15 protein-coding genes are annotated in these 15,583 nt (G+C 41.4%); 5 read left to right on the forward strand and 10 right to left on the reverse strand.

The window, feature by feature from the left end; all coding sequences use genetic code 11:
• Positions 1-8 precede the first annotated feature (8 nt).
• The 4 genes from V7K41_RS27425 to V7K41_RS27440 all read right to left on the reverse strand — a co-directional run bounded on the left by V7K41_RS27425 (position 9) and on the right by V7K41_RS27440 (position 3,157).
• On the reverse strand, positions 9-1,133 hold the full coding sequence (locus V7K41_RS27425; RefSeq protein ID WP_334853350.1) for a geranylgeranyl reductase family protein: 1,125 nt from the start codon (positions 1,131-1,133) through the stop codon (positions 9-11).
• A gap of 134 nt (positions 1,134-1,267) precedes the next feature.
• Positions 1,268-1,816, reverse strand: coding sequence for a ribosome recycling factor (frr, locus tag V7K41_RS27430; protein WP_334853352.1), 549 nt, complete (start codon positions 1,814-1,816; stop codon positions 1,268-1,270).
• Complete coding sequence (pyrH, locus tag V7K41_RS27435) at positions 1,803-2,531, reverse strand: UMP kinase (RefSeq protein WP_094348577.1); 729 nt, start codon at positions 2,529-2,531, stop codon at positions 1,803-1,805. The genes frr and pyrH overlap by 14 nt, the downstream gene beginning before the upstream one ends.
• A 71-nt stretch (positions 2,532-2,602) precedes the next feature.
• Positions 2,603-3,157: a thioredoxin family protein gene (locus V7K41_RS27440; RefSeq protein WP_334853354.1), complete on the reverse strand. Its 555-nt coding sequence runs from the start codon at positions 3,155-3,157 to the stop codon at positions 2,603-2,605.
• A 468-nt stretch (positions 3,158-3,625) separates the two neighbouring features.
• Between V7K41_RS27440 and V7K41_RS27445 the strand changes: the two genes are divergently transcribed.
• Positions 3,626-4,552 (forward strand): alpha/beta fold hydrolase, encoded by a 927-nt coding sequence (locus tag V7K41_RS27445; RefSeq protein ID WP_334853355.1) that lies wholly within the window; start codon positions 3,626-3,628, stop codon positions 4,550-4,552.
• Between the two features lie 260 nt (positions 4,553-4,812).
• Here V7K41_RS27445 and V7K41_RS27450 read toward each other — a convergent pair whose 3' ends face one another.
• Together V7K41_RS27450 and V7K41_RS27455 are read right to left on the reverse strand one after the other, a co-directional pair.
• Complete coding sequence (locus V7K41_RS27450; protein WP_334853357.1) at positions 4,813-5,508, reverse strand: class I SAM-dependent methyltransferase; 696 nt, start codon at positions 5,506-5,508, stop codon at positions 4,813-4,815.
• 797 nt (positions 5,509-6,305) lie between these two features.
• Positions 6,306-7,007 (reverse strand): diacylglycerol/polyprenol kinase family protein, encoded by a 702-nt coding sequence (locus V7K41_RS27455; protein WP_334853359.1) that lies wholly within the window; start codon positions 7,005-7,007, stop codon positions 6,306-6,308.
• A gap of 61 nt (positions 7,008-7,068) precedes the next feature.
• Between V7K41_RS27455 and yidD the strand changes: the two genes are divergently transcribed.
• From yidD to V7K41_RS27475, 4 genes are all read left to right on the forward strand, one after another.
• A complete protein-coding gene (yidD, locus tag V7K41_RS27460; protein ID WP_334853361.1) occupies positions 7,069-7,305 on the forward strand; it encodes a membrane protein insertion efficiency factor YidD in 237 nt (78 codons plus the stop codon).
• 235 nt (positions 7,306-7,540) lie between these two features.
• Positions 7,541-7,741, forward strand: coding sequence for a hypothetical protein (locus V7K41_RS27465; RefSeq protein WP_334853364.1), 201 nt, complete (start codon positions 7,541-7,543; stop codon positions 7,739-7,741).
• A 45-nt stretch (positions 7,742-7,786) separates the two neighbouring features.
• Complete coding sequence (ychF, locus tag V7K41_RS27470) at positions 7,787-8,878, forward strand: redox-regulated ATPase YchF (RefSeq protein WP_334853368.1); 1,092 nt, start codon at positions 7,787-7,789, stop codon at positions 8,876-8,878.
• Positions 8,879-8,981: 103 nt separating this feature from the next.
• On the forward strand, positions 8,982-9,329 hold the full coding sequence (locus V7K41_RS27475) for a hypothetical protein (RefSeq protein WP_334853369.1): 348 nt from the start codon (positions 8,982-8,984) through the stop codon (positions 9,327-9,329).
• A 40-nt stretch (positions 9,330-9,369) separates the two neighbouring features.
• On the opposite strand, the gene V7K41_RS27480 is transcribed toward V7K41_RS27475, so the two are convergent.
• The 4 genes from V7K41_RS27480 to V7K41_RS27495 form a co-directional block, all read right to left on the reverse strand.
• A complete protein-coding gene (locus tag V7K41_RS27480; RefSeq protein WP_334853371.1) occupies positions 9,370-9,594 on the reverse strand; it encodes a hypothetical protein in 225 nt (74 codons plus the stop codon).
• A gap of 310 nt (positions 9,595-9,904) precedes the next feature.
• The gene (locus V7K41_RS27485) at positions 9,905-12,196 is read right to left on the reverse strand and encodes a hybrid sensor histidine kinase/response regulator (RefSeq protein ID WP_334853671.1); all 2,292 of its coding nucleotides are present in this window, start codon (positions 12,194-12,196) and stop codon (positions 9,905-9,907) included.
• A 5-nt stretch (positions 12,197-12,201) separates the two neighbouring features.
• Complete coding sequence (locus V7K41_RS27490) at positions 12,202-12,651, reverse strand: response regulator (RefSeq protein ID WP_334853373.1); 450 nt, start codon at positions 12,649-12,651, stop codon at positions 12,202-12,204.
• Entirely contained in the window at positions 12,645-15,209 is a 2,565-nt protein-coding gene (locus tag V7K41_RS27495) for a GAF domain-containing protein (RefSeq protein WP_334853374.1), read from the reverse strand. The genes V7K41_RS27490 and V7K41_RS27495 overlap by 7 nt, the downstream gene beginning before the upstream one ends.
• Positions 15,210-15,583: the final 374 nt, after the last annotated feature.

The following is a 15,583-nucleotide window of genomic DNA, read 5'->3' on the forward strand; positions in this document are numbered from 1 at the left end:
CTGGTTAATTAACCTCCAAAACCAGGAATTAAACGCTTCAGGGCACGATCGGCAACATCTCCATAGCGCAGTTCTCCACACATAATCTTACCCATGATCTGGGGAGCCGAGGGATGCTTAACACCAACTTTGTAGCCAATGTTGGAAAACCGATAGAATGCTCCAGCTAATTTTTGCGCCCAAGCCATCTCAGTACCCAATTCTTCATTAATAGCTTCGCTATATTTTTCTAAAGCGTTAGTGTCACCAGAAAGTGCTTCATTAATGGTTGCGGCTGCGAGTAAACCACTAAATATTGAGGGGCGAATGCCTTCTGCTGTCATGGGATCAACCACACAAGCAGCTTCCCCAGCTAAAACCGCATTCTGCGTGTGCAGCTTTTGATTACCATCCCAAATACATAGGGGATGACCATATTGTTTGCTGGTTTTGAGGTCTAAATTCAACGATTTGGCGTACTCATCCAAAATCTTTTTGAAGTCCTGGGGTTGACGACCACCAATAAACGTCCCGACACCTATGGAATAACCATCAGCTTTGGGGAAGTTCCAAAGATAGCCGTTTTTGACCAAGCCAAACTCAAAATGAATTATGGGTTTGTTTTCTATAATGCCAGGGATTTCTGCCTCTAAAGCCCCTGTGAGCAGACGTTTACGTTCTTTGAAACCTAGCCATTTTGCCATTGCTCCTTTGGCACCATCAGCCGCGATTAAGTAGCGACCTGTAACTGGGCCATTAGCTGTGTTAACTTGCCAATAGTCACTTTGAAATTCAATACCAGTTACTACCGTATTATCTCGTACTTCAGTCCCTTGTTTCTGTCCTTGCTGCACTAGAAAATGGTCAAAAATATCTCGTCGCACCATCCAGATTGGTTCTTTGGTGGCGATTTTTGCTTCCACGGGGTCGCCCAATTTCCAGGTAAAGCGAAGGGAATCGGCTTTTACAGAAATCGCTGGGCTAAAATCAAAGTCAAACCATTGAGCGATCGCTGGAGATACACCACCGCCACAAGGTTTATACCTTGGCAGAGATTCTTTTTCCAACACTAATACTGAGCGACCTTGTTTGGCTAAATGATATGCAGCTGTTCCACCAGCTGGGCCAGCGCCGACGATGATGCAGTCGTACATATTAAATTTTTGCTCCAGAATTAGTTTATTTTCTATTGAGATACTCGATCAATTTTTGTTAAATACCTAAAAAATGATAAAGGCTGAAGAATTTATCCATTATCCTTCAGCCTTTATGCTCAAGACTTTAGACTTTAAACAGTCGTGATGTCTTTTTCTTTTTCTGCCAACAGTGCGTCTATTTTGGCATTATACTCGTTTGTCAGTTTTTGCAAGTTGTCTTGTTGGTCTTTTGATTCATCTTTGGAGATTTCAGAGGCTTTCTCCTGTTTGCGAATGGCGTCTATGGCATCGCGGCGAATGTTGCGAATAGCAACACGACCCTCTTCAGCATACTTGGATGCCATTTTGACGAATTCTTTACGGCGTTCGCTCGTTAAGGGCGGAATATTCAACCGGATTACAGAACCGTCGTTACTGGGTGTTAAACCCACATCTGAGAGGGAAATAGCCTTCTCAACGATGTTTAGGGTGTTGCGCTCGTAGGGTTGAATTAAGATCGTCGTAGCATCTGGCGTGCTAATATTTGCCAGTGATTTCAAGGAAGTAGGCGAACCGTAATAGTCCACCAATACCTTATCTAATAGACTCGCATTGGCGCGACCAGTGCGAATCGAGTTAAAAGCTCGTTGAGTTGACTCAACGGTTTTTTGCATCGTACTTTCAGCTTCAGCTAATTTCACAAGAACCTCCCACAAGGGTGCCGATGGATTCTCCCAAGACTGCTCGGTGGATATTTCCTCGCACCGTTAGGTCAAATACCAGAATTGGGATATTATTTTCTTTACACAAGGCGATCGCAGTACTATCCATCACCCGCAAATCTTGGGCTAAAACGTGCGCGTAGGTTAAGCTATTGTAACGCTTGGCGTCAGGATAAATATGAGGATCGGCATCATATACTCCATCTACTTTGGTGGCTTTAAAAATCACCTCAGCATCAATTTCTGCGGCTCTTAATGCCGCAGTCGTATCTGTAGTAAAAAAGGGATTTCCAGAACCAGCACCAAAAATTACCACCCGCCCTTTTTCAAGATGACGGATGGCACGACGACGGATATACGGTTCCGCTAATTCTTGCATAGCGATCGCGGTTTGCACTCGCGTCTGCACTCCTATGCGTTCTAGCGAATCTTGCAGCGTCATGGCATTCATTACCGTGGCAATCATCCCGATATAGTCAGCGGTTGCCCTGTCCATCCCCGCCGACGCTGCTTTGACGCCACGAAAAATATTGCCGCCGCCAACAACTATGGCGATTTGAGTACCAGTGGCTATCACCTCTGCTAATTCTTGTGCTATTCCTTTGACCACTTCTGGATCAATTCCATAGCCCATGTTGCCCATTAAGGCTTCACCGCTCAGTTTGAGTAAAACCCGTCGGTAATTCGTTCCCATGAAGTTACGCTTTATCAAAAAAGTTGCAATTGCCTCCAATTTAAGATAGCAGTTACAGGGACAATCTATGTCTAGTTACGCCAAATCAATGTAGTCCCGATTGGTTCTGTTTGTGGTATGGCTATTTCTTCACCTTTAAATAGAGAAGCGATCGCAGTTCTCAAATAATCCTCTCCCACTGATAATGGCTCTTGGGGATGATTATCAATTTTACCTTTGTAACGGACTATACCATTTGTGTCTATGAGAAAGGCCGTTGGTGTTTTTGTTGCACCGAAACTACCGGTCACATCTTGCGTTGAGTCCCACAGGTAGGGGAAGTTCAACTGGTGACATCGGGCAAAAGCTTTCATATTTTCAAAGCTTGATTTAGTGTTGTAGTCAACATTACTACCATTGAGTCCAATTAGTGTGAAGCCTTTTAGGGCAAATTCGGCTTGAATATTTTTTAGCCTGCCTAAATACCGCTCTACATAAGGGCAGTGGTTACACATGGAAATAACGCCGACTGCTCGGAACTTTTCAAGATAACGCCTGAGATGGTGTACTTGACCATCAATTCCTGGCAGTTCAAAATCTGGTGCGTAGCTCCCAACGGGAGTATCAATTGTTTCTAGTAGATTCATAATTTCTGGCTCGCAGAACTAGGAACAAGAAAAATATTGTTAAATTCAGCGTCAGTTTCCAGTTGCAAACCATCCCTTAGCCGATGCCTCATATTCGCCAATCTTATAGACCAAATTTGCGATCGTAAATTGTGAAACTACTGAATCTAGCACTGATGCTAATTCACTCACATCTAAAAAATAGCCAAAATATTACTCATATTAGAAAAGTTATGATTTTTAATACTGACATAATCTCCGTTGTGAGTAAGTTACTTCTATCAACAAGATGAAAACTCTCTATACTGGATAAAATTATCAGCTTAATGCTAGTATTATCAGCCTAGAAGCTTTTGTGGTATATGTATAGGCTATCACTAGAGCAAAGGGTTTATTTTGAAAATCTGATAAATTTTATGCAAATTAAAAACAATTTTACTTGTGCCTTGCTGCTGAAAAGCTTTTAGCATTGTTTACATCAAATTTACCATGACAACCTCAAGTTCAAAAACAGCACTTAACTCTACAAAAATCTGGATTTGGCAAGATTTTCCAATCTGCTATCAAACCCAAGGAACTACTGGGCCAGCTGTTGTCCTAGTGCATGGATTTGGTGCTTCTTGGTGGCACTGGCGAAAAAATATTCCCGTATTAGCGGAAAATTGCCGTGTTTATGCGATCGATTTGATTGGTTTTGGCGCTTCCGCAAAACCTCAACCTGGTGAAAGAATTACCTATACATTAGAAACCTGGGGACAGCAAGTAGCAGATTTTTGCCGTGAAGTTGTCGGTGAGCCAGCTTTTTTAGTCGGAAATTCTATTGGCTGTATTGTAGCCATGCAAGCAGCAGTAAGCAACCCAGATATTGCCTTGGGAGTTGCTTTGCTCAACTGTTCTTTACGGCTGTTGCACGATCGCAAACGGGTAACTTTACCTTTATCTCGTCGTTACGGAGCGCCTTTGCTACAACGCCTGTTATCTATCAAACCAGTTGGTGATTTCTTTTTCAATCAACTCGCCAAACCGAAAACGGTGCGGAAAATTCTGCTGCAAGCTTATGCGAATGCTGAAATGGTGACAGATGAGTTGGTAGATATTCTCACTTCACCAGCAAGCGATCCGGGGGCTGGGGCTGTGTTCCTTGCTTTTACTTCTTATTCTACAGGGCCTTTACCAGAAGAGCTTTTACCACTGCTACCCTGTCCGGCGATTATCTTGTGGGGAACGGCTGATCCGTGGGAACCAATTAAGTTAGGGAGAGAATTAGCTAACTTTGTGCAAGTAGAAAAGTTTATTCCTTTAGAGGGAGTAGGGCATTGTCCGCAGGATGAAGCGCCGGAATTAGTCAATCCGATTTTACTCGATTGGATTTTGGAGCGATCGCTGCTAATAGACTCGGCAAAATTAGAGGCATAATTTACCCACATTCTGTAGATATTAAAGCAGATTTAATAAATATGAAATTCGAGGAATAAAAGCCTTAAATGATTACCAAGCAATAGTTTCAGGTTTTTTTCAGATAAAATAATTGAGAATTTTATAAATTTTTTCCTCGCCTGCTAATTGCAAAGTTTAAACTACAGGACTAGATAGTTTGTAGGCAAAGCCTACTTAGTAGTAGTGATAGCCTTTTCTGGAATATCGTCGGTCATGGTCGCGGTATCCCCAATACTCTATTATTCATTACGAATAGCTATGATAGATTTAGTCACGCCAAAAACTACTTCATGTTTGATAAAACAATCGACAAATAACTCTTGTAACATTTTTTTATCTAACAAACGATAATTTTCAAGTTTGGCGGTAGCTTCGTTAACTGTCTGAGAGCGTTTGTGATTTCCTAAATCAAAACGCATAATTAAACTAATTCTTACTGGTCTCGGTAGCCAATGGAAAAAAGGACACATAAAATGTGGCTCTATTGGAAACCAAAAATATGGTGTTTGTACATATGTATTTGGTGCTAGCCTTTTAACTTCTTTAGCAAAATTCATCATATTTTGCCAATTTCCAACATGCTCAATTACAGAATTAGAATGAACTATATGGAAAGAATTATCTGGAAAATTATTCAGGTTGCAAGCATCTCCATAAATAAATTTATAATGTTCTTCAGCTGCTGGTAAAATCTCCCCAGGTAAATTAACAACAGTTATGTGAACTTTATTTAGCTTCAATAATTCTTCGGGTAATATATTCCAGTAATTTTTTCTTCCACCAATATCAAGTATGTTAACTAATCCATGCTTTTTATAAGTTTTTTCAATTATCGAAACTAAAGTTGCGATTCGTTTGTTTCTAAATTTTGAACCGATGGATTTAGGATTATCATAATTACTTATTTTCTGGGCTATTTTATTAGATAAACTCATAATTATTTCCTTTTAGCGTTACAGAAGCAGAATAGAAATTAGCGGGAATACTATGTAATGTTGAAGAAGTGCGTTTAAAAGTTTTACACGTGTGCAAAATTTAGACTAATAATTTATCGACTATAGCTCTTTAAAGAAACAAGGCAGGAGGCAGGAGGAAAAAGGATTTTACTTGTTTCTTCCATCCATAACGGAAGCGATCGCGTCCGTAAACAGCTTTCATGACTTTCAAGAGATAAAAATTAAGAAATCCTCAGATTAGGAAATGCCTGAAATAGCAAATAAAATTCTATTCATCAATGCAATTATTTTTATAACTGCAATTGATAAATGTCAAATCTGAAAGACCCTAAGCTGAGATTTTAAGTAAATTAAAAAGTTTGATAAATTGAATGACTAACCAGACTCCACAGTATTATCTCACGAGAGTTGAAAAAACGCGCTATCAATAGAGGTTAGATTATAAATACTTATACTATGGAATACTTTGCATGAGTTTGACGTATTAAACCTCTGAGTCCTAAGTTGTTCGCCTAGCTGCTCGGCGCAAAGTCAGGGCGGCCATATCATGTCAATAATAACAGTCTATTCTCAATAAATTTAAAAATAATCTCATTAGCTTTTGCTTATTGCTAAAGGTTTAAGCGTCACCGATAGCCTACCCCTACACAAAAGCAAGCTACGCATAGCCTCTCGTAGAGAAGGCAGTCCCTTGGGCGTTTCGTAGAAAAGGAATAAAGTTGCAGAGAGTTTTTGCGTAAGTCCTGAACAATTAGGAATGGCGCTCAAGAAGATTATTAACTAAGAACTAAGTTACTTAAAAAGAAGGCAAGGGCTGCACTACCCAAAGGAACTGTCAAATTGTCAATACCCAAAAATGAAACAGCTTCTAAAGCAGTAGCTATAACTGCCACCATCAGGGATATCGCCCAAGTTTGCCAACTGTTTCCTTGAGCTCCAACTAAAATCAAATTACTGACGACATAGCTAACAAGCATCATAGTTAGGGAGCCTTCCCAACTTTTTTCTGTACCAAAAACTTTATACTTATGTGTACCAAAGCGTTGCCCAATTAAGGCTGCTAATCCATCTCCCCAAGTCATTATCAAAATTCCGAGTGCTGCATACTGTGGTTGTTGTAAATACCAGAACCAGGCAACTAAAATACCGAAACTGACAGAGTAAAAAAATGTCCCTAAACTTTGCCGTCCAACGCTATTAATACCAGGAAGAATGGGCAATCGGTAGGATAATAAGGTGATTGCACTCGCTAAAATAGAAGCTGTAATCCCTACACTGGCAGGAATATCTAGCCACCAAGCGATTAAAATCACATTACCAGTGCCAATATGAACTATCTTCCGCACGATTTCTGGCTCGTTGGCGAAGCGGTTTACCACCCATGCAATCAGGAGGATGAGTAATACCCAGATTGCAGCCAACGCAATTTGCAGCCATAAAACCGGAATTGAGGTGAAGTCAGAAAATGTAATTAACAAAGATGCAACAAAATGAAAAGTTTTATCCCTGTTACTAATTTATAAGATTTGGGTAGCTGCAATGAAATTATTATTTATTTGGCTGATTCGGGGCTACCGAATGTTTATCTCGCCGTTGTTTCTCCCGACTTGTCGCTTTCAACCAACTTGTTCGATGTATGCTATTCAAGCCATTGAACGATTTGGAGTGTTACGTGGTAGCTGGATGGCAACTCTGCGAATTTTGCGCTGTCATCCGTTTCATCCAGGTGGTTACGATCCAGTACCAGAGGTGGTAGAAAAGGTAAAGGAGCAGTAGTTTCGTAGAGCTTTGGGTATGGTGGCGAATTGAGGGTTGGAATTTAAACGCAAAGGGGCGCAGAGGTAAGCGCAGAGGAACGCAAAGTTTGTTTGAGTCCATTTTGCTACGAATTAATGACAAGAGCGGTAAATTATTAAAGAAAGTGTTCGTGGGTGTAGCCATTTGGGGAGATGTCAACAGATGAGGTTGTCATCTACTTTAGGAGGGTTGAATAATTTAATTTAGATTTACCATGATTAATCTCACTGCGATTTCTATACCAGAACCACAAATTCCTACTCCTGGCCCGAACCCGCTACCTAGTCCCAATCCTGAGCCAAATCCGCTACCTAGTCCCGAACCTGTACCGGGGCCTGTACCAGAACCAGTACCTGCTCCCATTCCTCAAACAGTTCCAGCACCAATTCCCCAAACCATACCGGAACCTGTTTAGATTACCTTGGTAATGTAATCCAAAATCCCAAATCTAAAATCAAAAATGCTAAGAGCCGGAATTGTCGGACTTCCCAACGTCGGAAAATCTACTTTATTTAATGCTGTAGTTGCTAATGCTAAAGCTGAAGCGGCTAACTTCCCTTTTTGCACGATTGAACCGAATGTCGGCGTTGTCGCAGTACCGGATGAACGGTTAAATGTTCTTGCTAAGATTGCCAGTTCGGCACAAACTATCCCGGCGCGGGTCGAATTTGTGGATATTGCCGGTTTAGTTAAAGGTGCAAGTCAGGGTGAGGGACTAGGGAATCAATTCCTGTCCCACATCCGGGAAGTTGATGCGATCGTCCATGTGGTACGTTGTTTTGAAAATGACGATATTATCCACGTTGCTGGTTCTGTTGACCCAGCACGAGATATTGAAATCATTAATATAGAACTGGGTTTATCAGATTTAGCACAAATTGAGCGACGAATTGACCGCACTCGCAAACAAGCTCGTACTAGCAAAGATGCACAGTTTGAAATCACAGTTTTAGAAAAATTAGCTGCGGTTTTAAATGAAGGAAAATCGGTGCGTCAGGTAAGCTTGAACGAAGAAGAAGCAGAAATTATTAAAGGACTGGATTTGCTCACTTATAAACCGATTATCTACGCCGCGAATGTATCTGAAGATGAGTTGGCAACTGGTAATCATTTTGTGGAAACAGTGCGGCAAATTGCAGCAACTGAAAATGCCCAAGTTGTGATAGTTTCGGCTCAAGTTGAAGCGGAATTAGTGGAATTACCAGAGTCAGATAAAGCTGATTTTCTTGCGTCTTTAGGTGTGGAAGAAGGCGGTTTGAAATCATTGATTCGGGCAACTTATATGCTTCTAGGCTTGCGGACGTATTTTACCTGTGGCCCCAAAGAAACCCGCGCTTGGACAATTAATGCGGGAATGTCTGCACCTCAAGCTGCTGGTGTAATTCACAGTGATTTTGAACGGGGATTTATTCGCGCCGAAACTGTTGCTTATAAAGATTTGGTAACAACCGGTTCGATGAATGCGGCGAAGGAGAAAGGGTTGGTTCGCAGTGAAGGTAAAGAGTATGTTGTGCAGGAAGGGGATGTAATGTTGTTCCGATTTAATGTGTAGGGGTAATTAATAGAGTGGCCGTTATCGATAAGATAATAGTCAATTTAGACCAAGTTGCGATCGCCCTAAAAATATTGACAAAGTATTCAATATATGGATATTGATGTTTAAGGAAACTGCTCGGCGATCGCAAATAAACCAGTATTCGTTTGTTTTGATACAGGGATATGTTGATGATGGATGGGACAATAGCGGTCGGTTTATAGAAATTTTCGATAGGCAAGGTGATTTTCTGGGAGCGGGTCGTTGTCACTATGAAGGTGTAGAGTGGCTTTCTCGACAACTTAACGGCAAGGACTTCTATACTCCGGCTCCTTCTTGGGTTAGTAATGAGCCTGGAATTCAGCCTGCGTCTGAGCCGATGTGGTCAGAGGAATTTCTCTCACAGTACGCTGTGAATATTGAGCATAAAGGTTCAGTTACCCGCTATATGCTTCCTGGCGAAGATTAGCAAATCTTTAAACTGTACCTCAGTTCAAAGGACATACTGTTCAGCTACTTCCACCCACAATGTACACATAAGAACCCAAATTCTCGTCGTCTGTACTAACTACTACACCGCCTTCTGCACCGGGAACAAGTTCCATAGCTTCAATTTTGTGATAATCAGAGTGGTAGAGAGGAACAAATTGAGAATTTTGCCGCCATACAATTTTGTTACCACGCAATCTTAAGTAACCAGCGACATACACCGCTGTTTTTTTGTTTGTTGTCATGGACAATCAGAAAATCGAGCCTATTGCTTTGTTGCTCTATCAAAGCTATACCACTGATACGGAAAGGGATGCCACCGCGAACCAGACGCCAATCTTGCGCCCAAACTTGCAGGGATATGAGTAACAATGCACCTAAAACTACTATATTGATGATAACCTAAGAAACCGAGGCATATTGATTTAGCCAAGCTGTGAGTATCGGTAAAAGGAGTGTGTTAACGGATGCTCAATCATATCTAAATCCAAGCAATTTGCACCCACATCAATAAAGCAGCGTTTTGTACTCACAGCTAACAGTATACTTACGTAATTACTTGACTCCCGATAGTACTTTCTGTAAAGAAAGCAATAATTCGTTGACAGTATAGGGCTTCGACAAAAATGTATTGACACCAATGGCTGTTATTGCACTGAGCTTATTGTCAGACATAAGTCCACTGCTGGCGATAATTCTGACTTGGGGGTTGATTTTTTGCAAGGTACGGATGGCAGTTAAACCATCCAGTGAGGGCAGCATAATATCCATGAGGACGGCACTAATTTTGTCTTTATTTTGAGCGTATAATGCGATCGCCTCAATGCCATCACTGGCAACTAAGATTTTATAGTTGTGAGCTTCTAATGATGTTATCGCAATCTCTTGAATGGCTGCTTCATCATCCACAACCAAAATCAATTCTCCATGTCCTGTCTGTGGTGGCATATCTTCGGGGCTAATTGTTTCCATTCCTTCTACGGCTGGTAAGTAAACCTGAAAGCTAGTCTCACTCCCCGGCTCGCTATACACGTTCACAAAACCTCCGTGACTTTTAATAATCCCCAGTACTGTGGAAAGTCCTAAACCAGTGCCTTGTCCGACATCTTTTGTAGTAAAGAATGGCTCAAAAATTCTATCTAGCATTTCTTTAGGAATACCAACTCCAGTATCGAAGACAGTAATCACTATGTAAGGCCCCTCTTTGGCTTCTAGGTTCATACGGGCATAATTTGCGTCAATTAACATATTTTCAGCAGAAATACTCAAAGTACCGCTATTGGACATAGCATCGCGGGCGTTAACGCAGAGGTTCATCAGCACTTGATGCAGTTGGGTACTATCTCCAGAAACCATCCACAAATCTTGCGGTACATTAGTGCTGATTTCTATCGATTTGGGAAAGGTCTCTTTAAGAATCTTGGCAATTTCCACAATTATATGTTTGAGTTGCAAAGTGATGTGCTTTCCTTCTACACCCCGCGCAAAGGACAGCACTTGTTTGACCAAATCAGCACCGCGTCTAGCGTTGATTTCTAAAATTTCTAGTAGATGACGAGTTCGCTCATCTGCATCGGGAAATTTTAGCGGTAGCAGTTGCGCTCCTGCCAAAATCGGTGTCAGGATGTTGTTGAGGTCGTGAGCAATACCACTAGCTAAAGTGCCAATACTTTCCAGGCGTTGAGCGCGAAATAATTGGGCTTCTAGATGCTTTTTCTCGGTAATATCTGTGTCAACGGTGAGAATTGATTTAGGTTTTCCTTGTTCATCGCATACCAGACTCCAGCGACTAGCAACAAGGATTTCTTTGTTCATTTTAGTAAGTTTTGTTAACTCGCCCTGCCACTTACCTTGACTAATAGCTTGCAATAGAGCCGCTTCAATTTCCGGTGAAGGTTCGTCATACAAAAGTTCGCTAGCATTTTTACCCCATGCCTCTGTAGCTTGCCAGCCGTAAAGTGTTTCTGCGCCTTTGTTCCAGAAGATAATTTGATTGTTTAAATCTCGGACGCAAATGGCATCTGTGGTGACATCTAGTAATGCTGCTTGTTCGCGAATTTTTTCTTCTGCCAATTTGCGATCGCGTAGCGCAGCTTGTCGCTCGCTAATATCTATACTGGCGCATGTCACCCCGACAATTTCTTGGGTTTCATTCCGTAGTGGCTCGACAGTTAAATCGTAATATCGCGTTATATCTTTGATGGTAATTGATACTTCCTCTCGCGTTCCTATGCCTGTAGTCAGCACTCCACGTTTAATTGTGATCAGATGTTGAGCATCTTCTACTGGGATGATATCTAAATCTTGTTTGCCCAATATTTTCTCAACTGTCAATCCAGATGGGGGATTGTAAACCCAGGTGTACCGTAAATCTCTATCCTGGTTATAGACAAAGATTGGAGAGTTTTTGAGAGCAACCCGAAATCGCTCCTCACTCTGCCGCAGTGCGTTGTCTGCCCGTTGACGTTCGATGGCGTAACGCATAGAACGTACTAGCAAGTCGCCAGTTACTTGCCCCTTCACTAAATAATCCTGCGCTCCTTGTTGCATTGCGCTAGTTGCCAGGGTTTCATCATTTATACCCGTCAGCACAATGATTGGAGTTGCTTTTGCCTGATTGTGAGCGATGACAAAGGTTTGTAATCCCTGGCTATCTGGCAGCGAGAGGTCTAATAAAATAACATCAAAAATTTCGTTTGTTAGGTAGTTGACTGCTTCATAAAGCCGTTCAACGGGCATCAACTCAACTACAACTGTGGTAACTTCTTTGAATAACTCTTGTAACAATAAGACATCACCAGGGTTGTCTTCTACTAACAAGACTTTAATAATATTTTTACCTGCCATTTCCACTACTCCGGTGGCAGTTTTACGATCGCAAACCAAAAATTTTCTATTGATTGGACAATTTTCACAAATTGATCGAAATCTACTGGCTTAGTTATATAACAGTTGGCAAAAAGGTTATAGGCTTTGAGGATATCTTCTTCAGCCTGGGAAGTCGTCAAAACTACTACAGGAATTCGTTTGAGGTTTTCATCTCCTTTAATTTCTGCTAATACCTCTCGTCCATCTTTTCTCGGAAGGTTAAAATCGAGCAGTACAATATCTGGATGAGGTAATCTAGCATATTTTCCCTGTTTTCGCAAGAATGCCATTGCCTCTACACCATCCTCGACTACGTTCAAGTGAATTGAGATTTTACTATCTTCTAGGGCGATGCGTGTAAGTTGGACATCGCCAGGATTATCCTCTACTAACAAAACCTCAATAGGCATAATCGCTGTTATGGTGTTTACCATTGCTTACCTGCTCTATCTGGAATTGTGAAGTAGAAAGTCGAGCCTTGTCCCGGTTTCGACTCAACCCAAATCCGGCCGCCGTGGCGTTCGATAATTTTTTTACAAATTGCCAGACCAATTCCAGTACCTGGATACTTGTCTCTACCGTGTAAGCGCTGAAAAATTATAAAAATACGTTCAGTATATTGGGATTCTAAACCAATCCCATTATCACTCACTGAGAACAACCATTCATCCTCCGAGGGGGGAAAATTTAAATTTTTTCCATCTAATATATCTGCATCTCTCTTACTTACTCCAATGTGAATTAATGGCTGTTGACGATCGCAAAATTTGATCGCGTTGGCAATCAGGTTTTGAAATACTTGTGTCAATTGGGTAGCATCAGCTATCACTTCAGGTAGAATATCATAAGTGACAACTGCTCTACTATCTGCGATCGCAACTTGAAGATTAATAAGCACCTGTTGTAAGATGTCACTACAATCAACTGGTACAAAAGGCTGTCCACGGGTGCTGACACGGGAATAGTTTAACAGATCGTTGATTAGGGTTTGCATTCGGCTGGCCCCATTTACTGCGTAGGTGATAAACTGATCCGCATTGGCATCCAGTTTGTTTTTGTATCTCCGCTCTAGCAGTTGTAAATAACTAGTTACCATCCGCAACGGCTCTTGTAAATCATGGGAAGCTACGTAGGCAAACTGTTCTAATTCCGCATTAGAATGAGTAAGTTCCTGACTTTGCTGGGTTTCTTTTTCTAATAGTTGTGCCTGAGATAAAGCAATCCCAATTTGGTTCGCTAATTGCTGTAACAAATCCATCTCAAACTGATTCCACTGTCGAGGTGCGCCACACTGATGAGCTAGCAATAAGCCCCAAATATCGTCCCTAACAAGAATCGGCACTACGAGGTTAGCCCTGACAGCAAACTGCTGAAGAAATTCTCGATGGCATGGTTGAATATGAGCAGCTTCAATGTCTTCAAGGACACTTACTCTTCCCTGGCGATATCTTTCTATATATTCTTCTTTAAAGCAGCGGTCAAAAATATTTTTTCCTAGAATTACTGGCCAACCAGGCAGCACTGCCTCTTGTACCACTGTTCCAGAACCGTCAGTTTCCAATCGAAAAATTAATACACGGTCAGCTTGTAGTAGTTTTTGTACCTCTGTGACAGTGGTTTGAAGAATTTCATCTATTTGTAAAGATTCTCGAATTTTTAGGGTGATTTCGGCAAATAGTTGCGATCGCAGATTTTGCCGCTTTAATTCTTCATCTGCCCGCTTGCGATCTGTGATATCAGTATAAGAACCAACCATCCGCACTATATCACCTAATGCGTCCCAAAGTGCCTGTCCTCGATCTAGAATCCACTTATAGCTGCCGTCTTGGCACTGGACTCGATATTCACAGACGTAAAACGGTGTTTTCTTGGCAAAGTGGTCTTGGAAAGCCTGAAGTACCCAATCTCGCTCATCGGGATGGATTCGTTTTGTCCATTCGTCCCAACGGTTGGAAACTTCGTGGTCTTTATAGCCGAGCATTTCCTTCCATCGAGTTGAGAAGAACACTTCATTAGTCTTGAGGTTCCAATCCCAAATACCATCATTATTACCATGTAATGCTAATTGCCAACGTTCTTCACTTTCTCGTAGGGCTTCTGCTGTTTTCCGTCGTTCAGTAACATCTTGAAAATAAACTGACAAGCCGTCTTTTGCTGGATAGGCATGAACTTTAAGCCACTGCTGCTGTGGCAGATAGAACTCCTCAAATTCGACGCTAACCTGTTCTAAGATTGCTCTGTGATATTCAGAATCAAATGTTGTGCCAAGAATTTCTGGAAACGCCTCCCAGATGTTTTTACCCAAAAGCTGATTGCGAGTTTTTTCCAATAGCCGTTCTGCTTGACCATTAATATAGGTGAATTGCCACTTTTGATCCAGGGCAAAAAAACCATCAGTGATACTTTCGAGAAGATTGGTGATGCGGGTTTTGGTGGCTTCAGATTGGGCGCGGGCTGCTTGCTCGTGTGCCACTAGTTCTTCAGTAACTTTAGATACCTCACTTACATGACGCCTGAGTTCGAGTTGGTCGATTACCAGGCGACTCAAACCCACAAGCGCCTCCACTTGTTTTTGGCTTAGTTGTCGTGGAACTCGGTCAATTGCACACAGAGTTCCTAACATATCTCCCTTTGGAGTAATTAAGGGTACACCTGCATAAAACCGTATATATGGATAGCCAGTTACTACCGGATTACTTGCCAACTTCTCATCAGCTAGGGTATCAGGAACCACCACAACATTACGCTGCTCTTGGCAAAGATAAGATAATCCAACACTCCGGGGCATTTCTGATACATCTAAACCTATTTTTGCTTTAAACCATTGACGATTTTCATCAATAAAATTTACCAAAGATATGGGAGTGCCACAAATAAAGGCCGCTAACTGAGCAAGATTGTCATAGGCTTCTTCGGGTTCTGTGTCAAGAATTTGATACTGGCGGAGGGCTTCTAACCTCGTTACTTCTATATCAATATGTCTAGGTTTCATTAACTTTTTTTAATAAATCTAAATGTGATATTCAGTCACCAGCCTGATTATCTCAAAAATAGCTTAACCTTTTTTAATAATTCTTAGTCCTTTTCTCACCTTTGGCTGTTCAGAAAAGTCTGTTAAAAGCGATTCTTAACTCGACTTTATCCAAAATTAAGAACTTGCTTCTCTTGTATTAGCAAAACCTTAGCTTTTTGGTAAAAACTTTTTCCGTGTCACTGATTATCGGTGAAAACGAAAAAGTAAAACGAGCGTTCCACAAAGGTTTCAGCGTCAGCTTGAGCGTTGCCAAAAAATGGATAAAGTCGAGCTAAGAAAACTGGCTTCTACATTAATGCGAAATTTATCTGCATAGCATTAATTAGCTCAAA

Source organism: Nostoc sp., assembly GCF_036917415.1.
Classification (GTDB): domain Bacteria; phylum Cyanobacteriota; class Cyanobacteriia; order Cyanobacteriales; family Nostocaceae; genus Nostoc.

Coding starts and splice junctions, on each gene's coding strand:
- V7K41_RS27465 (WP_334853364.1), top strand. CDS start 7,541: ATGATTAATCTCACTGCGATTTCTATACCAGAACCACAAATTCCTACT.
- V7K41_RS27495 (WP_334853374.1), bottom strand. CDS start 15,209: ATGAAACCTAGACATATTGATATAGAAGTAACGAGGTTAGAAGCCCTC.
- V7K41_RS27445 (WP_334853355.1), top strand. CDS start 3,626: ATGACAACCTCAAGTTCAAAAACAGCACTTAACTCTACAAAAATCTGG.
- V7K41_RS27425 (WP_334853350.1), bottom strand. CDS start 1,133: ATGTACGACTGCATCATCGTCGGCGCTGGCCCAGCTGGTGGAACAGCT.
- yidD (WP_334853361.1), top strand. CDS start 7,069: ATGAAATTATTATTTATTTGGCTGATTCGGGGCTACCGAATGTTTATC.
- V7K41_RS27490 (WP_334853373.1), bottom strand. CDS start 12,651: ATGGTAAACACCATAACAGCGATTATGCCTATTGAGGTTTTGTTAGTA.
- pyrH (WP_094348577.1), bottom strand. CDS start 2,531: ATGGGAACGAATTACCGACGGGTTTTACTCAAACTGAGCGGTGAAGCC.
- V7K41_RS27485 (WP_334853671.1), bottom strand. CDS start 12,196: ATGGCAGGTAAAAATATTATTAAAGTCTTGTTAGTAGAAGACAACCCT.
- ychF (WP_334853368.1), top strand. CDS start 7,787: ATGCTAAGAGCCGGAATTGTCGGACTTCCCAACGTCGGAAAATCTACT.
- V7K41_RS27480 (WP_334853371.1), bottom strand. CDS start 9,594: ATGACAACAAACAAAAAAACAGCGGTGTATGTCGCTGGTTACTTAAGA.
- V7K41_RS27450 (WP_334853357.1), bottom strand. CDS start 5,508: ATGAGTTTATCTAATAAAATAGCCCAGAAAATAAGTAATTATGATAAT.
- V7K41_RS27475 (WP_334853369.1), top strand. CDS start 8,982: ATGTTTAAGGAAACTGCTCGGCGATCGCAAATAAACCAGTATTCGTTT.
- V7K41_RS27440 (WP_334853354.1), bottom strand. CDS start 3,157: ATGAATCTACTAGAAACAATTGATACTCCCGTTGGGAGCTACGCACCA.